14 protein-coding genes and 1 pseudogene are annotated in these 18,215 nt (G+C 65.3%); 7 read left to right on the forward strand and 8 right to left on the reverse strand.

The features are described 5' to 3' along the window. Window positions 1–77: 77 nt before the first annotated feature. The gene (locus tag HL671_RS37350; RefSeq protein WP_172244081.1) at window positions 78–1,166 is read right to left on the reverse strand and encodes a COX15/CtaA family protein; all 1,089 of its coding nucleotides are present in this window, start codon (window positions 1,164–1,166) and stop codon (window positions 78–80) included. A gap of 102 nt (window positions 1,167–1,268) precedes the next feature. On the opposite strand from HL671_RS37350, the gene HL671_RS37355 reads away from it, so the two are divergent. Next, window positions 1,269–1,490 carry a DUF2842 domain-containing protein gene (locus HL671_RS37355; protein WP_172244084.1) on the forward strand — a complete coding sequence of 74 codons (222 nt, stop codon included), beginning with the start codon at window positions 1,269–1,271 and terminating at the stop codon, window positions 1,488–1,490. On the opposite strand, the gene HL671_RS37360 is transcribed toward HL671_RS37355, so the two are convergent. After that, window positions 1,491–2,552, reverse strand: a complete 1,062-nt coding sequence (locus tag HL671_RS37360) for a polysaccharide deacetylase family protein (protein ID WP_172244086.1) — start codon at window positions 2,550–2,552, stop codon at window positions 1,491–1,493. It lies immediately after the preceding gene. 321 nt (window positions 2,553–2,873) lie between these two features. Here HL671_RS37360 and HL671_RS37365 point away from each other — a divergent pair, with 321 nt between their 5' ends. Beyond that, complete coding sequence (locus tag HL671_RS37365) at window positions 2,874–4,094, forward strand: GNAT family N-acetyltransferase (RefSeq protein ID WP_012044623.1); 1,221 nt, start codon at window positions 2,874–2,876, stop codon at window positions 4,092–4,094. Window position 4,095: 1 nt separating this feature from the next. On the opposite strand, the gene HL671_RS37370 is transcribed toward HL671_RS37365, so the two are convergent. Further along, the gene (locus HL671_RS37370; protein WP_172244089.1) at window positions 4,096–6,387 is read right to left on the reverse strand and encodes a GumC family protein; all 2,292 of its coding nucleotides are present in this window, start codon (window positions 6,385–6,387) and stop codon (window positions 4,096–4,098) included. 361 nt (window positions 6,388–6,748) lie between these two features. On the opposite strand from HL671_RS37370, the gene HL671_RS37375 reads away from it, so the two are divergent. The 3 genes from HL671_RS37375 to HL671_RS37385 all read left to right on the forward strand — a co-directional run bounded on the left by HL671_RS37375 (window position 6,749) and on the right by HL671_RS37385 (window position 10,403). After that, window positions 6,749–7,882 carry a glycosyltransferase family 4 protein gene (locus tag HL671_RS37375; RefSeq protein ID WP_172244107.1) on the forward strand — a complete coding sequence of 378 codons (1,134 nt, stop codon included), beginning with the start codon at window positions 6,749–6,751 and terminating at the stop codon, window positions 7,880–7,882. 154 nt (window positions 7,883–8,036) lie between these two features. Next, the gene (locus HL671_RS37380; protein ID WP_172244092.1) at window positions 8,037–9,059 is read left to right on the forward strand and encodes an exopolysaccharide biosynthesis polyprenyl glycosylphosphotransferase; all 1,023 of its coding nucleotides are present in this window, start codon (window positions 8,037–8,039) and stop codon (window positions 9,057–9,059) included. A 72-nt stretch (window positions 9,060–9,131) separates the two neighbouring features. Next, the gene (locus HL671_RS37385) at window positions 9,132–10,403 is read left to right on the forward strand and encodes an O-antigen ligase family protein (RefSeq protein ID WP_172244095.1); all 1,272 of its coding nucleotides are present in this window, start codon (window positions 9,132–9,134) and stop codon (window positions 10,401–10,403) included. Here HL671_RS37385 and HL671_RS37390 read toward each other — a convergent pair. Next, the gene (locus HL671_RS37390) at window positions 10,400–11,578 is read right to left on the reverse strand and encodes a saccharopine dehydrogenase family protein (RefSeq protein WP_172244097.1); all 1,179 of its coding nucleotides are present in this window, start codon (window positions 11,576–11,578) and stop codon (window positions 10,400–10,402) included. The two genes, HL671_RS37385 and HL671_RS37390, sit on opposite strands and share 4 nt — an antisense overlap. A gap of 131 nt (window positions 11,579–11,709) precedes the next feature. Further along, window positions 11,710–12,495: a DUF169 domain-containing protein gene (locus HL671_RS37395; protein ID WP_012044629.1), complete on the reverse strand. Its 786-nt coding sequence runs from the start codon at window positions 12,493–12,495 to the stop codon at window positions 11,710–11,712. Between the two features lie 198 nt (window positions 12,496–12,693). Here HL671_RS37395 and HL671_RS37400 point away from each other — a divergent pair, with 198 nt between their 5' ends. Next, window positions 12,694–14,541: a tetratricopeptide repeat protein gene (locus HL671_RS37400; RefSeq protein ID WP_172244101.1), complete on the forward strand. Its 1,848-nt coding sequence runs from the start codon at window positions 12,694–12,696 to the stop codon at window positions 14,539–14,541. Here HL671_RS37400 and HL671_RS37405 read toward each other — a convergent pair. Continuing rightward, the gene (locus HL671_RS37405) at window positions 14,538–15,326 is read right to left on the reverse strand and encodes a YdcF family protein (RefSeq protein ID WP_172244104.1); all 789 of its coding nucleotides are present in this window, start codon (window positions 15,324–15,326) and stop codon (window positions 14,538–14,540) included. The two genes, HL671_RS37400 and HL671_RS37405, sit on opposite strands and share 4 nt — an antisense overlap. Before the next feature lie 130 nt (window positions 15,327–15,456). On the opposite strand from HL671_RS37405, the gene HL671_RS37410 reads away from it, so the two are divergent. Beyond that, window positions 15,457–16,398 (forward strand): acetamidase/formamidase family protein, encoded by a 942-nt coding sequence (locus HL671_RS37410; protein WP_012044632.1) that lies wholly within the window; start codon window positions 15,457–15,459, stop codon window positions 16,396–16,398. Between the two features lie 412 nt (window positions 16,399–16,810). Here HL671_RS37410 and HL671_RS37415 read toward each other — a convergent pair whose 3' ends face one another. Together HL671_RS37415 and HL671_RS38685 are read right to left on the reverse strand one after the other, a co-directional pair. After that, entirely contained in the window at window positions 16,811–17,695 is an 885-nt protein-coding gene (locus HL671_RS37415; protein WP_307769099.1) for a reverse transcriptase domain-containing protein, read from the reverse strand. Further along, window positions 17,692–18,215: pseudogene (locus HL671_RS38685) on the reverse strand (group II intron reverse transcriptase/maturase); the annotation flags it as partial. The gene HL671_RS37415 and the pseudogene HL671_RS38685, both read right to left, overlap by 4 nt.

Here is an 18,215-nt window from a genome sequence, read left to right on the forward strand (position 1 = left end):
GAAGCAATCCAGAGTCGTGGGCGGGACTCTGGATTGCTTCGTCGCCTTCGGCTCCTCGCAATGACGGAGGAGAGACCCTACCCTGCCTGCCCAGCGGCCACGGCCGCCTGCGGCACCGCCACCGTAGCGACGCGCCGCGGCGACAGCCGTTCGGCCTGCAGCACCGCAAACGTCAGCACGATGATCGCCGTGCCCTGATGCAGCAGCGCCAGCGAGATCGGCACCACCATCAGCAGGGTCGCGATGCCGAGCCCAGCCTGCACCAGGATCGCGGCCAGCAGCCGGTGCGCGCCGCGCACCACGGTGCGGCCGGCACCGGCGCGCATCACGTCGAAAGCGTGCCACGCCCCCAGCAGGAACAGCGTGTAGGCGGTCATGCGATGCATGAACTGCACCGTCAGATCGTTCTCGAACAAATTGATCCACCACGGCGACTGGATCCACAGATTGGCCGCCTTCGGGATCAGGCCGCCGTCGATGTCAGGCCAGGTGTTGTAGACGAGGCCGGCGCGCAGGCCGGCGACCAGGGCGCCGAGATAAAGCTGCACGAAAGTGACGCCGACCAGCCCCCAGGCCGTGAGCCGCAGCCGTGCCGGTACCTCGGCCTCCGCACGCGGCGCGAGCCGCCGCAGGGTCCAGACAATCGCGGCAAAGATCAACAACGCCAGCGACAGATGCGTCGCGAGCCGGACCGGCGCCACCTCGGTGCGCTCGGTCAGGCCCGAGGCCACCATCCACCAGCCCACCGCACCCTGCAGCGCGCCAAGCCCGAAGATCAGCCACAGCCTGCGGCCGAGCGGCCCGGACACGGCGCCGCGCCACAGAAACCACAGGAACGGCAGCAGATAGACCATGCCGATGACGCGGCCGAGCAGCCGGTGGCCCCACTCCCACCAGAAGATGGTCTTGAACTCGTGCAGCGTCATGCCGGCATTCATCTGCCGGTACTGCGGAATGGTCTTGTAGGCCTCGAAGGCGTCGGTCCAGGCCCGCTCCGACAACGGCGGCAAAGTGCCGGTGACCGGCTTCCATTCGACGATCGACAGGCCGGATTCGGTCAGCCGCGTCGCCCCGCCGACCAGCACCATCAGCGCGATCAGGCCGGCCACCACCGTGAGCCAGATGCGGATCGCGGCGAGATCTGTCGTGCGGGGAACCGTGGTCATGGACGTTGAACGCTCGATTGAACCGGGGCTGACAGGCCCTTATAATCTCAGAGAAACCGCGCGCAAGCCGCGCCGTCTTGAGCCAAAGTTGACATTCCCGTCATGACGATCCGCACCCGCAAACTGATCGGCGCCGTCGCGCTGCTGCTGCTCGCCTTCGCCTGGTCGCTGATGGGCATGGTGCTCGCGCAATTCCCGCTGATCGCCAATTCCGGCTGGATGCAGGCGGTTTATTACGTCGTCGTCGGCATGGGCTGGGTGCTGCCGGCAATGCCGATCGTGAGCTGGATGCTGCGCCCCGATCCGGAGCGGCAGGAGAGCTGATCAGCCAATGTCCAGCGACGGCTGCGGCGCCGCTTTCGCCTTCGGCAAGGTCACGCCGGCCATCAGCACCTTGAGCGCGCGCAGCGAGCGCGAGCGGCCGTCCCAGGCGATGCGCGGCAGCAGGTGCAGTCGGGTGCGGCCCTCCGGCTGGATCACCCCGCCGATCGCGGTCGCGGCGCTGACAAAGCCCGCCTGCGCGGCCAGCACGGCATCGCTGCGGCGGACGGCATCGCGGTCGCCGAACGGATAGGCCATATGCCGGACCGGGCGCCGCAGCGCGGTCTCCAGCACCGCCTTGCCCATCGCGATCTCGCGCTGGGCCTCGGCATCCTTGAGATGGGCGAGCGCGGGATAATGCACCGTGGCGCTGCCGATCGTGACATTCGGATCGGCCGCAAGCTGCGCGATATCCGCCCAATCCATCGCGGCCTCGCGCGAGAGCGCGACCAAATCGACCGAATGGCGCGAGCAGAGGTCGCGGATCGCGATCGACCGCTCCGCCGGCGGCAGCTTGCGCAGCCAGCCCCAGAGATAGGCGAACAGCTCGTATTTTTCCGCCGGCCTGGCCACGGAAAAGCGCTGCTCGCGATGATCGATCACGAGGCTGATCCGGCTCTCGCGCGCGATGACGGCTTCCAGCGCCAGCCACCAGGCCTCGCCGAGACCATCTGGGAAGGCGGACGCAACGTAGACCGTGAACGGCACGCCATGGCGGGCCAGCACCGGATAGGCATGGGTGATCAGGTCCTTCCATGCGCCATCGAAGGTCAGGCAGGCGAACCGGCGGTCTTCGGCCAACCGCACCGCGCGCTCACAGGCCTCGTCGAGCGAGACGATGTCGTAGCCCCAGCGCTTCAGCGCCCGGATCATCTTGTCGAGGAAGACCGGCGTGATCTCCGCGTGCTTGAGCGGCTGGAACGCACCTTTGCGTCGCGGACGCACCCGCTCGAAACGCAGCACGGCACCGGCGCCCGCCGTGGTGCGCGAGGCCAGCCATGTGCCGCCGCTGAAATAGGCCAGTTCCAACCGCGCCGTCCGCAGCCATCTGTTGTCCGACGACAAATCGCGCGCCCCTTCCCGAGAGATCCACTTGAAACCAAACCGACCGCGCCCACCTGATGCGGAGCGACCGTGACGCGAGCGCGACATCGCACGCAGCACACGTCGGAACGATGGCGATGCTCGTGATGGGCATCCTCTTGATGTCCATGCCCTTAAAGACATCCATTCTTAAGATCGCGTGGTGGATACTGATTTGAACAGGTCTTTTGCCGCGTCACCCCGATTTGGGGCGGTGTCATTGCCCTTACTTTTTATTGATGTTTCTTTGCAAAGCTCAGGCGATCCAGAGCAACAAAATTCCACAACAACGCAGGTTGCGCGATGACCATGGCCGCCGTGATCGAAAACCGGACGGCGCAGTCGCCGCTGTCTGGACTTGCACAGGTCGAGATCGTCTCTGATCTCGCCGCGGCCGAACCGGCCTGGCGCATTCTCGAGGCACCCGACCACATCTCGACGCCCTACCAGCGCTTCGACCTGCTCGCCGCGTGGCAGCACGAGGTCGGCGCCCGCGAGCAGGCGACGCCCTTCATCGTCATCGCTCGCGATGCCAAGCAGCAGCCGTTGCTGCTGCTGCCGCTGGCGCTGACGCACGCGTTCGGGGCGCGGGTCGCGAGCTTCATGGGCGGCAAGCACACCACCTTCAACATGCCGCTGATGCACCGCGCGTTCGCGGCGCGCGCCAGCGTTGGCGATCTCGAATTCCTGCTTGCCGGACTGCGTGATCATGGCGGCGTGGACGTGCTGGCGTTGACGCAACAGCCGCTGCGCTGGAGCACGATCGCCAACCCGCTGGCGCAATGGCCGCGCCAGCCATCCGTGAACGACTGCCCGGTGCTGTTGATGCCCCCCGGCGCCGCATCGACCGCTTTGTTGTCGAACTCATTCCGCAAGCGGCTCAAGAGCAAGGAGAAGAAGCTGCAGGCGCTGCCCGGCTATCGCTACATGATCGCCAGCAGCGATGCCGAGATCGCCGAGCTGCTGGACTGGTTCTTCCGGATCAAGCCGATCCGCATGGCCGAGCAGAAGCTGCCCAACGTCTTCGCCGAACCCGGCATCGAAGCCTTCGTGCGCGCCGCATGCCTGGCCAAGCTCAGCTGCGGTCATCGCGCCATCGAGATTCATGCGCTGCGCTGCGACGACGAGATCATCGCGCTGTTCGCCGGCGTCGCCGATGGCGAGCGCTTCTCGATGATGTTCAACACCTATACGCTGTCGGAGAATGCCCGCTGGAGTCCGGGACTGATCCTGATGCGCTCGATCATCGATCATTATGCGCAAAGCGGGTTCCGCGCGCTCGATCTCGGCATTGGCTCCGACGACTACAAGCGGATGTTCTGCAAGGATGACGAGCCGATCTTCGACAGCTATCTGTCCTTGACTGCGCGCGGGCTCGTGGCGGCGCGGACGATGGCCGCGCTTGGCCGCGCCAAGCATGCCGTCAAGCACAGCCCTGCTCTGTTTCGTCTGGCGCAGCGCGTCCGCGGCGCGCTGCAGTCTGGCGGCAGCGCCGCCAGAGCCGAGGAACGGGCCGACGATTAGTCTAGGCGGCGACGCCGCGCGGGCCCGCTTGGGTGGACCCGGTCTCTTCGAGCGGCGCCTTCAGCATGGTCACGGCGCCAAAGCCGACCTCGCGCAGCTGCGTGGTCATCTGGCTGCGCGCCTCGGAGGTCATGTTGGGGTCCGGCACGACCACGGCGCGCGCCCCCGCTGTCAGCAGTTCGGCCGGCAGGTCGGAGGCCGTACCGGCATCGAGCAGCACATGATCGTAGACGCGCAGCAGCGCATCGATCGCGAGCGCAAGTCGCGGCGATTGCAGCTGGCCGCGATCGCCGCCGGGCCGGCCGGCATTGACGAGATGCAGCCGCGAGGCCTGATCCTTGGTGATGATGGCGGAGAACGAGGCCTCGCCCAGCATCAGCTCGATCAGTCCAGGCGCCGCCGGATCGACCGAGACGCCTGCAAGCATCTGCGGGCTGCCGGCGAGGTCGACCAGTACGATTCGGGCCTGCCGCGCCATGTTGCGGGCGATCGACAGCGCCGTGGCGGTGACGGTGTGGCCACCGGCCGTCCCGAGCACGGTGATCTTGCGGGCGCCCTCGCCCAAGGCAAGCAGCTCGGCCGCGAGCTGGTCGAGCTCGGTCGACGACGCAGGCTCGGCAAGCTCAGACTCCGGCGCTGCGGCGACGGGAGCTGGCGCGACGGGAACGGGAGGCGCGGCAACGGGAGGCACAGGCGCAACTTGGACCGGTGCGGCCGGGGCCGCGGGCACAGCAGGCGCGGACATCACCGGCTCTACCCTGGGGGCGGGCGTGGCCGCGACCATCACGGGAGCCAGCAACCCGGCGCTGACGGCGCGTGGCGCGGTGAGGCGCAGCAGCTCGCCGGTGACGACCACGCCCGAGGTCAGCATCAGCGTGGCGAGCGTCGCGATCAGCACGATCGGCAGCTTTTTCGGATAGGCCGGCGTGTTCGAGACCACCGCCCGCGAGATGATGCGCCCTTCCGCCGGCGGCGTGTCCAGGGTCTCGCGGCTGTTGGCGTCGCGGTATTTGGCGAGATAGGATTCCAGCAAGTCGCGCTGCGACTTGGCCTCGCGCTCCAGCGCCCGCAGCTGAACGTCCTGACCGTTGGTGGACGTCGCCTGCTTCTTGGCTTGATCGAGGCTCTGGCTCAGCATCTGCACCCGCCCCTCGGCGATCCGCGCGTCGCTGTCGAGCGAGCGCGAGATCTTGGCGGCTTCGTCGCGGATCTGGCGGTCGAGATCGGCCAATTGCGCCTTCAGCTCCTTGATGCGCGGATGGTTGTCCAGCAGCGTCGACGATTGCTCGGCCAATTGCGCGCGAAGATTCACCCGCTGCTCTGACAACCGGCGCATCAGCTCAGAATTGAGCACCTCGGAAGCCTCGATCGGCTGTCCGCTCTGCAGCCTCTCGCGGATCAACCGCGCCTTGGTCTCGGCATCTGATTTCAGCGCGCGGGCATTGTTGAGCTGGGTGTTGATCTCGCCCATCTGCTGGTTCGACAGCGAGGTGTTGTTGGTGCCGATGAACAGGCTGGACTTGGCACGAAACTCTTCGACCCGCGATTCCGCGTCCTCGACCTTCTTGCGGAGGTTCTGGATCTCCCCTGCCAGCCATTGGCTGGCCGATTTCGCCTGAGCCTGACGGGCATTCTGCTGCACCACCAGATATCCATCGGCAATGGCATTGGCGATCTGGGCCGCGAGCGCCGGGTTCTGCGACTGGAATTCGACCACGAGGACGCGCGATTTGTCGACGGCGTAGACCGTGAGGCGCTCATAATAGGCGTCCATGACCCGCTCTTCGGGGGTCATCGACAGCGGGTCTTTCACCAGCCCGAACATGGCAAAGATCGACTTCAACGGCGATACGCCGCGCAGCACCGGGTCGAATTCCGGCAACTCGCCGAGCTTGTTCTTGGCGATGACGTCGCGCGCCAGGTCCCGCGACAGCACCAGTTGCACCTGGCTCGCCACCGCCTCCGCGTCCAGCGCGGTCCGTTCTTCGCTACGCTCACTGTTGGACCGCAGGAAAATGTTCTCGCGGCCATCAATCAGGATACGCGCCTCCGATTTGTAGCGCGGCGTGATCATGTTCACGGCAGTGACGGCCAACGCAAGTGCAAGCAAGGTCGCGGTGAGAATGAAACCACGCTTGCGAGCCAGAGCACGGCCAATCGTACGCACATCCAGGTCGCCAGAGGCCTGCGCCGGCGCGTCCGGCGATTGCGCCTTCGTCGACTGCGCGACGGGAGCCGTCTCGATCCGAGTCGTTTTGTCTTCCTTGCTGGCACGCCAGAACGCCAACCGCATCATCCACTCCCGCGAGACAAACGCTACGCCACCAACATACGTGGTACAATTACACTCTATTAAGGTTGCCGGTCGGTTAATCCGACCGACCTGTCAGCGGCGCGCGCGAACATTCATTGGCATCTCCCCTGGATGCAGATCTCCCGCTTATACACGATCATCACCATAATCCTTGCGGCCCGATCCGGAGCGCTGAGCTGTGAGGCGTTTATTAACCATCAACGATCTATCCAGACTGAAGCCGCAAGGAACCTAGTGACAAGAGGCCCCCGTGCTTCCTCTACCAACCAGCCGTCAGGTCCGCTCGCCCGCTGACGGCTGGCGAGATCACGACCCCGCCGCGCAACGAAGCGAGCTTGGCCTGGCCCCGTCGCCACACAAGCCGCTTAGAATTCTGCATGCCGTTCGTGCCCCGGTCGGCGGCATCTTCCGACATATTATCGACCTCGCGAACGGCCAGGCCGATCTTGGCCATCATGTGGGAATCCTTGCAGACAGCCTGACCGGCGGCGAACGGGCTGATGCGGCACTCGCACAAATCGCTCCGCGCCTGACCCTCGGTGTTCATCGCGTCGCGATTCATCGGGAGCCCTGGCCGACCGATGTCCTGGCGCTTGGCCATTTTCATGCGATCGCCCGCAGACTCAATCCGGACGTTCTGCACGGTCATGGCGCGAAGGCTGGCGCCTTCATCCGCATGCTGCCACATCGGGCCGAAACGATCCGCATCTACACGCCGCATGGCGGATCACTGCATTATCCGCGCAACACACTCAAAGGCGCGCTTTACGCACGGCTCGAGCGCGCGCTGATGAACCGGACCGAGCTTTTCCTGTTCGAAAGCATCTTTGCCCGCGACACATATGAACGCATGATCGGCCATCCCCAGGGCCTGGTCCATTGCGTGTTCAACGGCGTAACCGCGGGCGAATTCGATCCCATCTCACCGGCGGCCGACCAGACCGATCTCGCTTACGTCGGCGAGTTTCGTCATATCAAGGGCGCAGATATCCTGATCGACGCAGTTGCGCAGCTGCGCGACAGCGGTCGGCCGCTCACCCTCACCCTGGGTGGCGACGGCGAAGAGACGGCCCGGCTAAAGGCACAGGTCGAGCGTCTCGGTCTGACCTCTTCAGTGCGCTTCATCGGGCATGTGAAGGCCCGCGAGGGATTCTCCAAGGGGCGCCTTCTGGTCGTTCCGTCGCGAGGCGATTCGATGCCCTATGTGGTGATCGAGGCCGGCGCAGCGGGGGTTCCGATGATCGCCGCCAAGGTCGGCGGTATCCCGGAGATCTTCGGCCCTCATGCCGACGCATTGTTCACGCCGAGCAACGTCGATGCGATGGCGGGGGCGATCGCAAATGCGCTCGACGACGCCGCCACCACGCAACTCCGTGCCAAGGCGCTGCGCGAGCGGATATTCCAGCATTTCTCCCAGAGGGCGATGGTCGAGGGCGTGCTCGGTGGCTACCGCGAGGCGTTTACCAAGACCTGATGCCTGCGAGACATCGCTAACCGATTGTTCCGAATTGCCGTCTATGACCGCTGGTGAGGAATTTCTCCCGGCGCTGTCAGCGCTTATCTGACCAAAAATACTAACAAACATAATCCGGGCTTGTACCATTGTGGAACCGATCAACGCTCGATCGATGCTGGATGCTGCGGCCTCCGCCGCCACCATCGCCGTCGCCGGCCAGCCGGCGATTGAACGCCGGCGACGCCTGTCGCCAGCCGCGCTGGCCGTCACCAATCAAAAGGTCCACCGCGCCTATTCCCCGATCGTGCTCGCCGGCTTCGTCCGGATTGCGGATTTCGGGCTGCTGAGCTTCGTCGGCAGCGCCGTCTATTTCGGTTACGTCGTTCCGATCAGCGTCGACCTGGTGTTGTTCGCTTTGCCGATCTCGGCGGAGACCCGCATTCTCGACATGCTGAAGAAGCTGTGGGTTCTGCCTGTCGACATCCGCCTCTCGGCGCATACCAACAAGCTGCGTTTCCGTCCTCGCTCTTATTCCTATCTCGGCGCGGTGCCGACGCTCGACGTCTTCGAGGCCCCGATCACCGATTGGGATCTGGTGATGAAGTGGCTGTTCGATCGGCTGGTCGGCGCGCTGATCCTGCTGCTGGCGCTCCCTGTGATGGCGCTGGTCGCACTGGCGATCAAGCTCGACAGCCCCGGTCCGGTGCTGTTTCGACAGAAACGCTTCGGCTTCAACAATGAGCGCATCGACGTCTTCAAGTTCCGCTCGCTCTATCATCACCAGGCCGACCCCACTGCCTCCAAGGTCGTGACCAAGAACGATCCGCGCGTCACCCGCGTCGGCCGCTTCATCCGCAAGACCAGTCTCGACGAGCTGCCGCAGCTGTTCAACGTGGTATTCAAGGGCAACCTGTCGCTGGTCGGTCCGCGTCCGCACGCCGTGCAGGGCAAGCTGCAGAACCGCTTGTTCGACGAAGCCGTCGACGGCTATTTCGCGCGCCACCGCGTCAAGCCCGGGATCACCGGATGGGCGCAGATCAATGGCTGGCGCGGCGAGATCGACAAGGAAGAAAAGATCCAGAAGCGCGTCGAGTTCGACCTCTATTATATCGAGAACTGGTCCGTTCTGCTCGACCTCTACATCCTGCTCAAGACGCCGCTTGCGCTGATGACCAAGAGCGAGAACGCCTATTGATGCCAGGTCCCCGGCGCGGCCCACCTGCAAGGACCGGTCGCGCCAGGCGTTGCGTATGAGTGCGAGGTCCTGATGGCCGAGGTGGCAGCCAGAGAGTTCGTGTCCCCGACGATCGCCCCTCCGGGCGTCGTGGCGCTGCAGCGCGCGCTGGTGTGGCTGGTCGGCGCTGCCGGCGCCATCGTCTTCATCGAACCCAGCCCCTACGAGCTCGCGACGCTTGCCTCGGCGGCGGTCTTCATTGCCACCGGCATCCGGCTGCGCCTGGTCTTCCTGCCTCTCCTCCTGCTGCTGTTCCTCATCAATCTCGGTTACACGATCAGCGCCATTCCGCTGCTCGACGACTCGAAGATCGCGAGCTGGATCGCCACCTCCTGGTACATGGCCGTCACCGCCATGCTCCTGGCCTTGGTGACATCCGACGATACCGGGGCGCGGCTCGATATGCTTCGTCGCGGCCTGGTGATGGGCGGTGCCGTCGCCGCACTGGCCGGCGTCGCCGGCTATTTCCATCTGGTGCCCGGCGGCTACGATCTCCTCACTCTGTACGGCCGCGCCCGCGGCACCTTCAAGGATCCCAATGTGCTCGGCGCATTCCTCATCCTGCCGGCGCTGCTCGCGCTGCAGAATGTCGTCACGGCGCGCCTGGCCGCAACCTTGCGCGCCGGCTTCGCGCTCGGCGTGATGGCCCTGGCCATCCTGCTTGCCTTCTCGCGTGCGGCCTGGGGCGGACTGGTCCTCACCTCCGCCTTCATGCTCGCGCTGATGGTCCTGACCAGCACATCGTCGCGCGAGCGCTCCCGCATCATCGTCATGACGCTTGCCGCTGCTGTAATCGGCCTCATGCTGATCGCGGTTCTGCTCTCCCTCGATTCAGTCGCCGACATGTTCAAGCAGCGGGCGAGCTTCGACCAGAGCTATGATGGCGGCCGGTTCGGTCGCTTCGGCCGCCACATCCTGGGGGCCGACATGGCGCTCGATCTGCCGTTCGGCATCGGGCCGCTGCAGTTTCACAACTACTTCCCCGAGGACACCCATAACTCCTATCTGAACGCGTTCATGTCGGGCGGCTGGCTGTCGGGCATCTGCTATCCCGCCCTGGTCTTTACGACCGTCTTTCTCGGCTTCCGCTACCTCTTCGTACGCGTGCCCTGGCAGCGGACCTATATCGCGGTGTTCTCGGCGTTCCTCGGCACCGTCGGCGAAAGCTTCATCATCGATACCGACCATTGGCGGCATTTCTTCCTGATGCTGGGCACGATGTGGGGCATGATCGCCGCCGCACGCACCTACCAGGTCGAGACGGGCCGATCCGCCGGGATCGGCCCGCAGGGCGCACTCTCCTAATCCTCCACCGTGAAGGTCAGGCCAGCATGGTCGACCAGCCGCTTGATCAGGCTGTCGCCCAGTGCTGCGCCCGGCGTCCAGAACCCGCCCTTGACGTTGGCGCCGTCGCGCAGCAGGCCGATCGCGCATTCTGAGATCATTTTCGAGGTCGAGCCGTAGCCAGGATCGCGGTCGCCCTTGACGGTTGCGCGGACCTGGCGGCCATCGGCCGCGATCGCGACAAACAACAGATTGTAGTAGCCCTTCTCACGCTCCTCCTTCGAGGGTCCCTCGCCCGGCTTCGGCGCATTCGGCCCGGTCTTCTCGGCGTTGGCGGCCATGACCTTCTTGGCATTGGCCTCGCCCTTCTCACCCGGGCCGGTCAGCACCATCTCGTCATAGACGAAGTCCTGGCCGTACGGAAAGCCCATCAGCATATTGGAGCGGTGAACGTTGCGCGTATTGATCAGCGCCATCATGAACGGCGCCGTCCAGGACTGCAGATCCTCCTCATAGAGGGGCTTGTTGCCGGCCGGCTGCTTCGGACCCTTGAATCCCGGCGTCAGCGCGAACGCGTCTTTCAGGATCGATACCAGGCTGAGATCCTTGGCAACGGCGTCGAAGGTCGCCTTGGCGCTCGCAGCTGTGCCGCCCGACAGCGTGCCGCTCATGCCCCGCACCCGCCCCTTGACGCGCGCCGCGGTGGCGCCAAGCACCTTTTTCGCCTGCTGCTGCACGAAGTAGACGCCGAGCTCGAACGGCACGGAGTCGAAACCGCAGGAGAACATGATGCGGGCCCCGCTCTTCTCGGCGGCGGCCTGATGCTTGTCGATCGTCTGCCGCATCCAGACCGGCTCGCCGCAAAGATCGACATAGTCGGTGCCGGTGTCAACGCAGGCGGCCACGAGCTCGTTGCCATAGAATTGATAGGGTCCGACCGTGGTGAGCACCAGCTTGGTCTGCGCCACCATCGCCGCCAGCGAGGCGGGATCGGATGCGTCGGCCGCGATCAGCGGCGTATCGGCGGGCGCGCCGATCTCATCGCGCACGGCCGCGAGCTTGTCGAGACTGCGGCCTGCCATTGCCCAGCGCAGCGACGCATCGCCGCGATATTGCGTGGTGAGATATTCGGCGACGAGCTTGCCCGTGAAGCCCGTGGCGCCATAGACGATGAGGTCGAATTTGGGTGACGTCATTCTTGTTCCCTGGAGATCAGCCGCAAATCAGTTGCTCCGTCATTGCGAGGAGCCCTTGCGACGAGGCAATCCAGACTGTCTCAGCGACAAGACTCTGGATTGCGTCGCTGCGCTCGCAATGACGACACATTTCACTTCTTCCCATACGACACGCTCATTCCGGCGCGGACGTCGTTCTGGATGCCATAAGGCGCGATCGGATAGCGCAGGCCATTCTTCGCCAGCTGTTTCATGCCGGCGATCGCCTTGGCAAGATCCGCGGGCTTGAGCGCCATCAACATTTCTTCATCCGGCACGCCGCCATAGCGGCGCTCGGCGAAGCATGGCAGCGAGAGGCTGGGCTCGCCGGTCTTCAGCGCGCGGCCCCAGGAATCGGCACAGGCCGTTTCGCCGACGACCCCCCATTCGAATTTCTTGTAGCCGACATATTGGAGGCCGTTGATCAGGATGATCATCTGTCCCGGCGTCGCGTACACAAGACAGATGTCCGGCGGATCGAGGCGGCCGCTCGACAGTGGGCTGACCGCCATCGCCTGGTAACGGCCGAACGGCACGACGTCGAGCGCCTCCTGCCGCTTGCGTGCGTCCTCGGCCGTGCCGTGCCAGACGCCGACATAATTCTCGCCCTTGAGCCAGGTATCGTCCTGCGGTCCGAGCCCGATCACCGCGCGGCACTGCGCGCCGACGAGATCGTCGGCGGTGATTCCGACGGTCCAGCCGAGCCGCGCGGCCATGCTGACGATCTGATCGGTGGTGTGCACCGCATTGGGCCGGCGAATCTTCTCCACCGCTGCCATGTCCTCGACCCGGGCAAACATCTTGATGCCGATCACCGTGGTCTTGAGACGCAGCAAGGCATTGAGGTCGGCGACCATTGCCGCCAGATCGAGCCGTTCGGAGATGTTGGGCTGTTGCATGTGGCGCTCCCTCCCTGTCGCACCGTCTGGGCGCGCGGTGCTCCCTTGCAAGGTCTGTTTACGGGTCGAGGCGCTTGTTAGACGGTCGCAGGCGTCGAGGCCAGCCCCTCCCCGCCCCGCCCGCGCCCGGTCTTCCGGACCCTTCTCGATGTCTCGGGAATCACTTATGAATTTGTCTCGCTCGAACAGGAACATGCGATGGGCCGCAGCGACCGGAAGCAAGGCGGCAAGAGCGTGGCGGGCGGCTCGGATGGCGTGCCCACCCTTTCGCCTGCCGCGCTGTACGAGGCCGGACTGCATCACCTCGGCGCAGGCCAGCTGCTCGATGCCCAGCTGTGCTGCCAGCAGGCGCTCGAGCTCGATCCCGGCCACGCCGACAGCCTCTATCTGATGGGCCTGATCTCGCTGCAGTCGCGGCAACACGATCACGCCGTGGCTTGGCTTTCGCAGGCCATCCGGCAGACGCCAAAGATCGACTATCTGACCAGCCTCGGCTTCACGCTCAAGCAGATGGGCCGGCTCGACGATGCGCTGGCGGTGTTCGACAAGGCCATTCAGCTCAAACCGGATGATGCCGAATTGTGGAAGCATCTCGGCGGCGTGCTCCTGGCGCTCGATCGCGGCGCCGAAGCATTGCTGAGTTACCAGCATGCGCTCTCGATTGATCCCGCTCACAAGGAGGCCGCGTTCCAGAGCGGACTGCTGCTGCACCAGCAGCAGCGCGACGCGGAGGCCGTCGAGGCGTTTACCGTCTGCCTCACGCAGCAGCCGAACGACCTGACGGCGCTGCAGATGCGCGCCAAATGCCTCCGCAAGCTGAACCGTTACCCGGACTATCTCGCCGATACAGAGCGCGCATCGACGCTCGCGCCGGCCGATCCGCTGGCCTGCAACAATGTCGGCGACGCGCTTGTCTGTCTCGGCCGTCACGCAGAGGCGCTGAGCTGGTTCGACCGTGCGCTGAGCTTGCAGCCGGGCATGATCGAGGTGCTGCTCAACAAGGGCTTTGCGCTGTTGCAGCTGCGGCGCTTCGCCGACGCGGCCGACGTCTATCAGAAGATCCTTGCCATCGATCCTGGCAATGCCAAGGCCGCCTGGCAGCTCGCCCATGTCGAGTTGCAATGCGGCGACTACGTCTCCGGCTGGGCCCGGCGCGAGGCACGCTGGAACATGCCGGATTTCTCGCCCGAATATCCCCGGTTCACCGCGCCGAAATGGCTCGGCAATGAGGACATCAGCGGCAAGACCATCCTCATCGAGGAGGACGAAGGCTTTGGCGACACCATTCAGTTTGCCCGCTACATCCCCCAGGTCGCCGCGCGCGGCGCCAAGGTCATCCTGGTGGTCCGCGAAGCGCTCCGGCCGCTGATGACGGGCATTGCAGGCGTCTCGCAATGTCTCGCCTTCAAGCCGGAGCTGCAGCGCCCGGCCTTCGACATGCATTGTCCGGTGATGAGCCTGCCGCTCGCCTTTGGAACCACGCTCGAGACCATCCCGCCCGCGACCTATCTGCCGCCGCCGCCGGCCGACCGCGTGTCGGCCTGGGAGCAGCGGCTGGGATCGCATCAACGGCTGCGGGTCGGCCTTGTCTGGTCCGGCAATCCGCACCAGGGCAACGATCGTCACCGCTCGATGCCACTTTCGACGCTGCTGCCGCTGCTGGATCTCGATGCCGATTTCATCAGCCTGCAGAAAGAGCCGCGGCCGGCAGACCAGGCCCTGCTGATTCAGCAGAGCCATATCATCGACGTCAGTGGCGATCTGACCGACTTCGTCGAGACCGCCGCGCTGATCTCCTGCCTCGACGTCGTCATCAGCGTTTGCACCAGCGTGGCCCACCTCGCCGCCACGCTGGGTCGTCCGACCTGGATCATGCTGCCCTACCTCGCCGACTGGCGATGGCTGCGTGATCGCGACGACAGCCCGTGGTACGGTAGCGCCCGGCTGTTCCACCAGGATGCAAGCTGCCGCTACGAGCCGGTCGTTGAGCGCGTGCGCGCCGAGCTGACGACCGCGATCGCCGGATTCGGGCCTCGAGCCGCCTAGTTCGGCGCCGGGAACAGATCGTCGATCCGACCACGCAGGCGGTAGGCGACGAGCCCGACCCATTCGCGCACCGCAATGTCGGCGCGCCGCAGCCCCAGCAGCGAGACACCATCGACGTCGAGGACGCGGCCGACGCGCCAGTCCACCGGATAGGGTTCGACCGGAAAACCCGCCTTTCGGAACAGCCCGACCGAGCGCGGCATGTGAAAGGCCGAGGTCACCAGCAACCAGCGCTCCCCCGGCTTCGGCGCGACCATGGCCTTGGAGAACACCGCGTTCTCGTAGGTGTTGCGCGACTCCCGCTCCAAGGTCAGCCGCTCCTTGGCGACGCCGAGGCTGAGCAGAATATCGGCGGCGACGTCGGCCTCCCTCGCGTCCGTCGAGATCAGGTTGGCGCTGCCGCCCGTGAACACGATGCGCGCATTCGGATAGCGCCGCGCCAGCGCGGCCGCCTGGATCAGCCGGTCGGCGCCGGCGACGGTCACCGGCATTCCATACATTATTGACAGATCGGGATCGACCGGCCCGCCCAGCACGATGATGCCGTCCGGCGCGCCCCTGGCTGGATCCCATTTCGGAAAGCGGCTCTCGAGCGGCGACAGCATCAGGCTGCCGAGCGGCGTCAATCCGAGCACGGCGAGCAGCAGCATCGCGGCCACAACGAGCCTGCGGCCGAATACGGCGAATCGGGTCAGCATCAGGACGACGCCAAGCAGCCCGAGCACGATCATGAAATTGGTCGGCAACGCCAGCAGGCCGAGCGTCTTCGACAAGACAAAAAACATACCAAGCTCCGGCGCGGAGTGAATCGCCGCTGCCGTCCTCATACACGACAGCCGCCATGCATCGCCATCTCTCTGCGGCGGCCGGCGGATGCGCTATGGTGAGCCCCGAACCGGCGCGAATGAGAGGATCATGACGCATCATCATCTGCACGCGAGCCCCGAGACCTGCCATTGGGGCTTTTTCGAATCCCGGCTGAAGCCGGTGCTCACGATCGACAGCGGTGACGAGGTCACGATCGACACGATCAGCGGCGGGCCGGACGTGGTCCCCGACAGCAGCCAATTCTACGTCCCGCCGGAGCTGTTCGAGGTTCACGCCAGGAGCGAGCGCATGGTGCCCGGCCACATCCTGACCGGGCCGATCGCCGTCAAAGGCGCCGACGTCGGCGATGTGCTCGAGGTCGATATCCTGGACGTGCAGCTGCGCCAGGATTGGGGCTACAATTTCATCCGCCCGCTCGCCGGCACGCTGCCCGACGATTTCCGCGAGAGCCGACTGCTCAACATCCCGCTCGACAAGGGCCGGATGGTCGGCAAACTGCCATGGGGTCTGGAACTGCCGCTGGCGCCGTTCTTCGGCGTGATGGGCGTCGCGCCGCCGCCGGCCTGGGGTCGCATCACCTCGCTGATCCCGCGCGCCATGGGCGGCAATCTCGACAATAAGGAGCTCGGTGCGGGCGCCAAACTGTATCTGCCGGTGTTCGTGCCGGGCGCGCTGTTCTCCTGTGGCGACGGCCATGGCGTGCAGGGCGATGGCGAGGTCTGCGTGACCGCGATCGAGACCGCGCTGCAGGGCCGCTTCCGTCTGACGGTCCGCAAGGACATCAAGCTCGACTATCCGCGCGGCGAGACCGCCACCCATTATATGACAATGGCGATGGACCCCGATCTCGACCAATGCGTGGTGCGGGCGCTGCGCGACATGATCGTGCTGCTGGGCGAGAAGCGCAATCTGTCGCGCGAGGACGCCTACACGCTGTGCAGTCTCGCGGCCGACCTGCGCGTCACCCAGACGGTCAACGGCTCCAAGGGTATTCATTGCATGATCGCGAAGTCTGTCGTGCACGGGTGAGTGAAGAGTTCCAGGCTCGCGGGCGCACGCAGCTGTCGTCCCGGCCTTGAGCCGGGACCCATCGCCACCGGCGGGCGTGGTAACGCGAGATGGATGGACTTGCGCAAATCAATGGCTCCCTAGGGTTATGGACCCGGGGTCGGCGCCGCGCCGCCGCTGACTCGTCGCCCGTGGCCTGCCGGGACGACAACGGAGAACGAGGCGGGAGCGGAGCAACTCAGGGCCGAGCGTGCGCGGCCCCGCGGCAGATGCTGCCCGGATGATGCTGCAGGTCTCGCCCCCTGAAAGGTCAGAGGGCGCAGGGAAGGCCAGGCGTCGGCTGAATCGGGATAGGGGGAGTCTCGCGCCTCCTCCCCTCCCACACCACCGTACGTACGGGTCACGTATACGGCGGTTCGACAGATTGAGCGGTTCAGCGGGGTGCGAGGTAGGGCAATCCGCGTGAGGCGAAGAAGACGTTTGGCAGAGCCATGGTCAGCCCGGCACTGTTCGCCAGCCGCCAAGGGCCACGTGGGTTGCCGGCGGTTTTGAGCGCCAGCTCCCGGCCAACGCCGCAGCGTTGCAGCTCGTCGAAGCGAGTACGACCGTGCTTCCATTGGGTCCAGACGACGGCGCGCAACCGCTGCCTGATCCACTCATCCAGCTTGCGCAACACCGACGGTGTCTCGCAGAACCCGAAGTAGCCGCACCATCCCTTCAGGTACAGCGACAGCTTCTCGATGATCTGCGCGAGGCTTCGACCAGATTGTCGCCCCGTCAGTTCCCGAACTCTGGCCTTGCAGCGGGCGATCGCCTCGGGCGCGATGCGCCGACGCGGCTTTCTCCCCTGGGTAAAGCTGAAGCCCAGGATCTTGCGGTGGTTCGGTCTGGCGACCGCGCTCTTGGCCCTGTTCACCTTGAGCTTGAGGCACCGTTCCAGGAACGTCTCGATACTCGCCATCACCCGCTCGCCCGCCTTTCGACTGCGCACATAGATGTTGCAGTCGTCGGCATAGCGCACGAAGCGATGACCTCGCCTCTCCAGCTCCTTGTCCAGCACGTCCAGCATCAGGTTCGACAGCAGCGGCGAGAGCGGCCCGCCTTGCGGCGTGCCTTCCTCCGTCGGGCTGACCAGCCCTCCCTCCAGCACACCCGCAGTCAAGAAGCCGCGGATCAGCTTCAGAAGACGCTTGTCAGCGACCCGTTTGGCAACCAGCCCCATCAGGATGTCGTGGTTGACCCGGTCGAAGAACTTCTCCAGGTCGATATCCACCACGATGCGGTGCCGGGACGCAATGTACGCCTGCGCCTTCGTCACCGCCTGATGCGCCGAGCGGCCTGGCCTGAGCCGTAGCTCGCGTCGGAGAACGTCCGGTCCCATTCGCCATGCAACACCTGCAACACCGCCTGCTGGATGAAGCGGTCGACAACCGTCGGGATGCCGAGCAGCCGAACGCCACCCGATGCCTTCGGGATCTCGACACGCCGCACCGCCTGCGGTTTGTAGGTGCCGTCGAGCAGCTGAGCCCGGATCGTGAGCCAGTTCGCCTTCAGGTAGGTCGGCAGATCGTCCACGGTCATCCCGTCGACACCCGCCGCCCCCTTGTTGCGCTTCACTCGGTCCAATGCCTTCGTCAGGTTCTCACGTGCGACGATCCTTTCCGTCGACGGTCCCGCGACCGCCGGGCGTTCGAGACAGGTCAACGCCGCACGAGCTTCGGCCTCCCCGGCGCCGGCACGCGGGGCTTCATCCCTCGGTCCGAGGCGAGGGTTCAGATTGCTCTGATCTTCCGGCCGCATTGGATCGTGCGAGATCACCGCTCTACTGACCCCTTCCA

The organism is Bradyrhizobium denitrificans (assembly GCF_013179005.1).
GTDB classification, from domain to species: Bacteria; Pseudomonadota; Alphaproteobacteria; order Rhizobiales; family Xanthobacteraceae; genus Bradyrhizobium; species Bradyrhizobium denitrificans.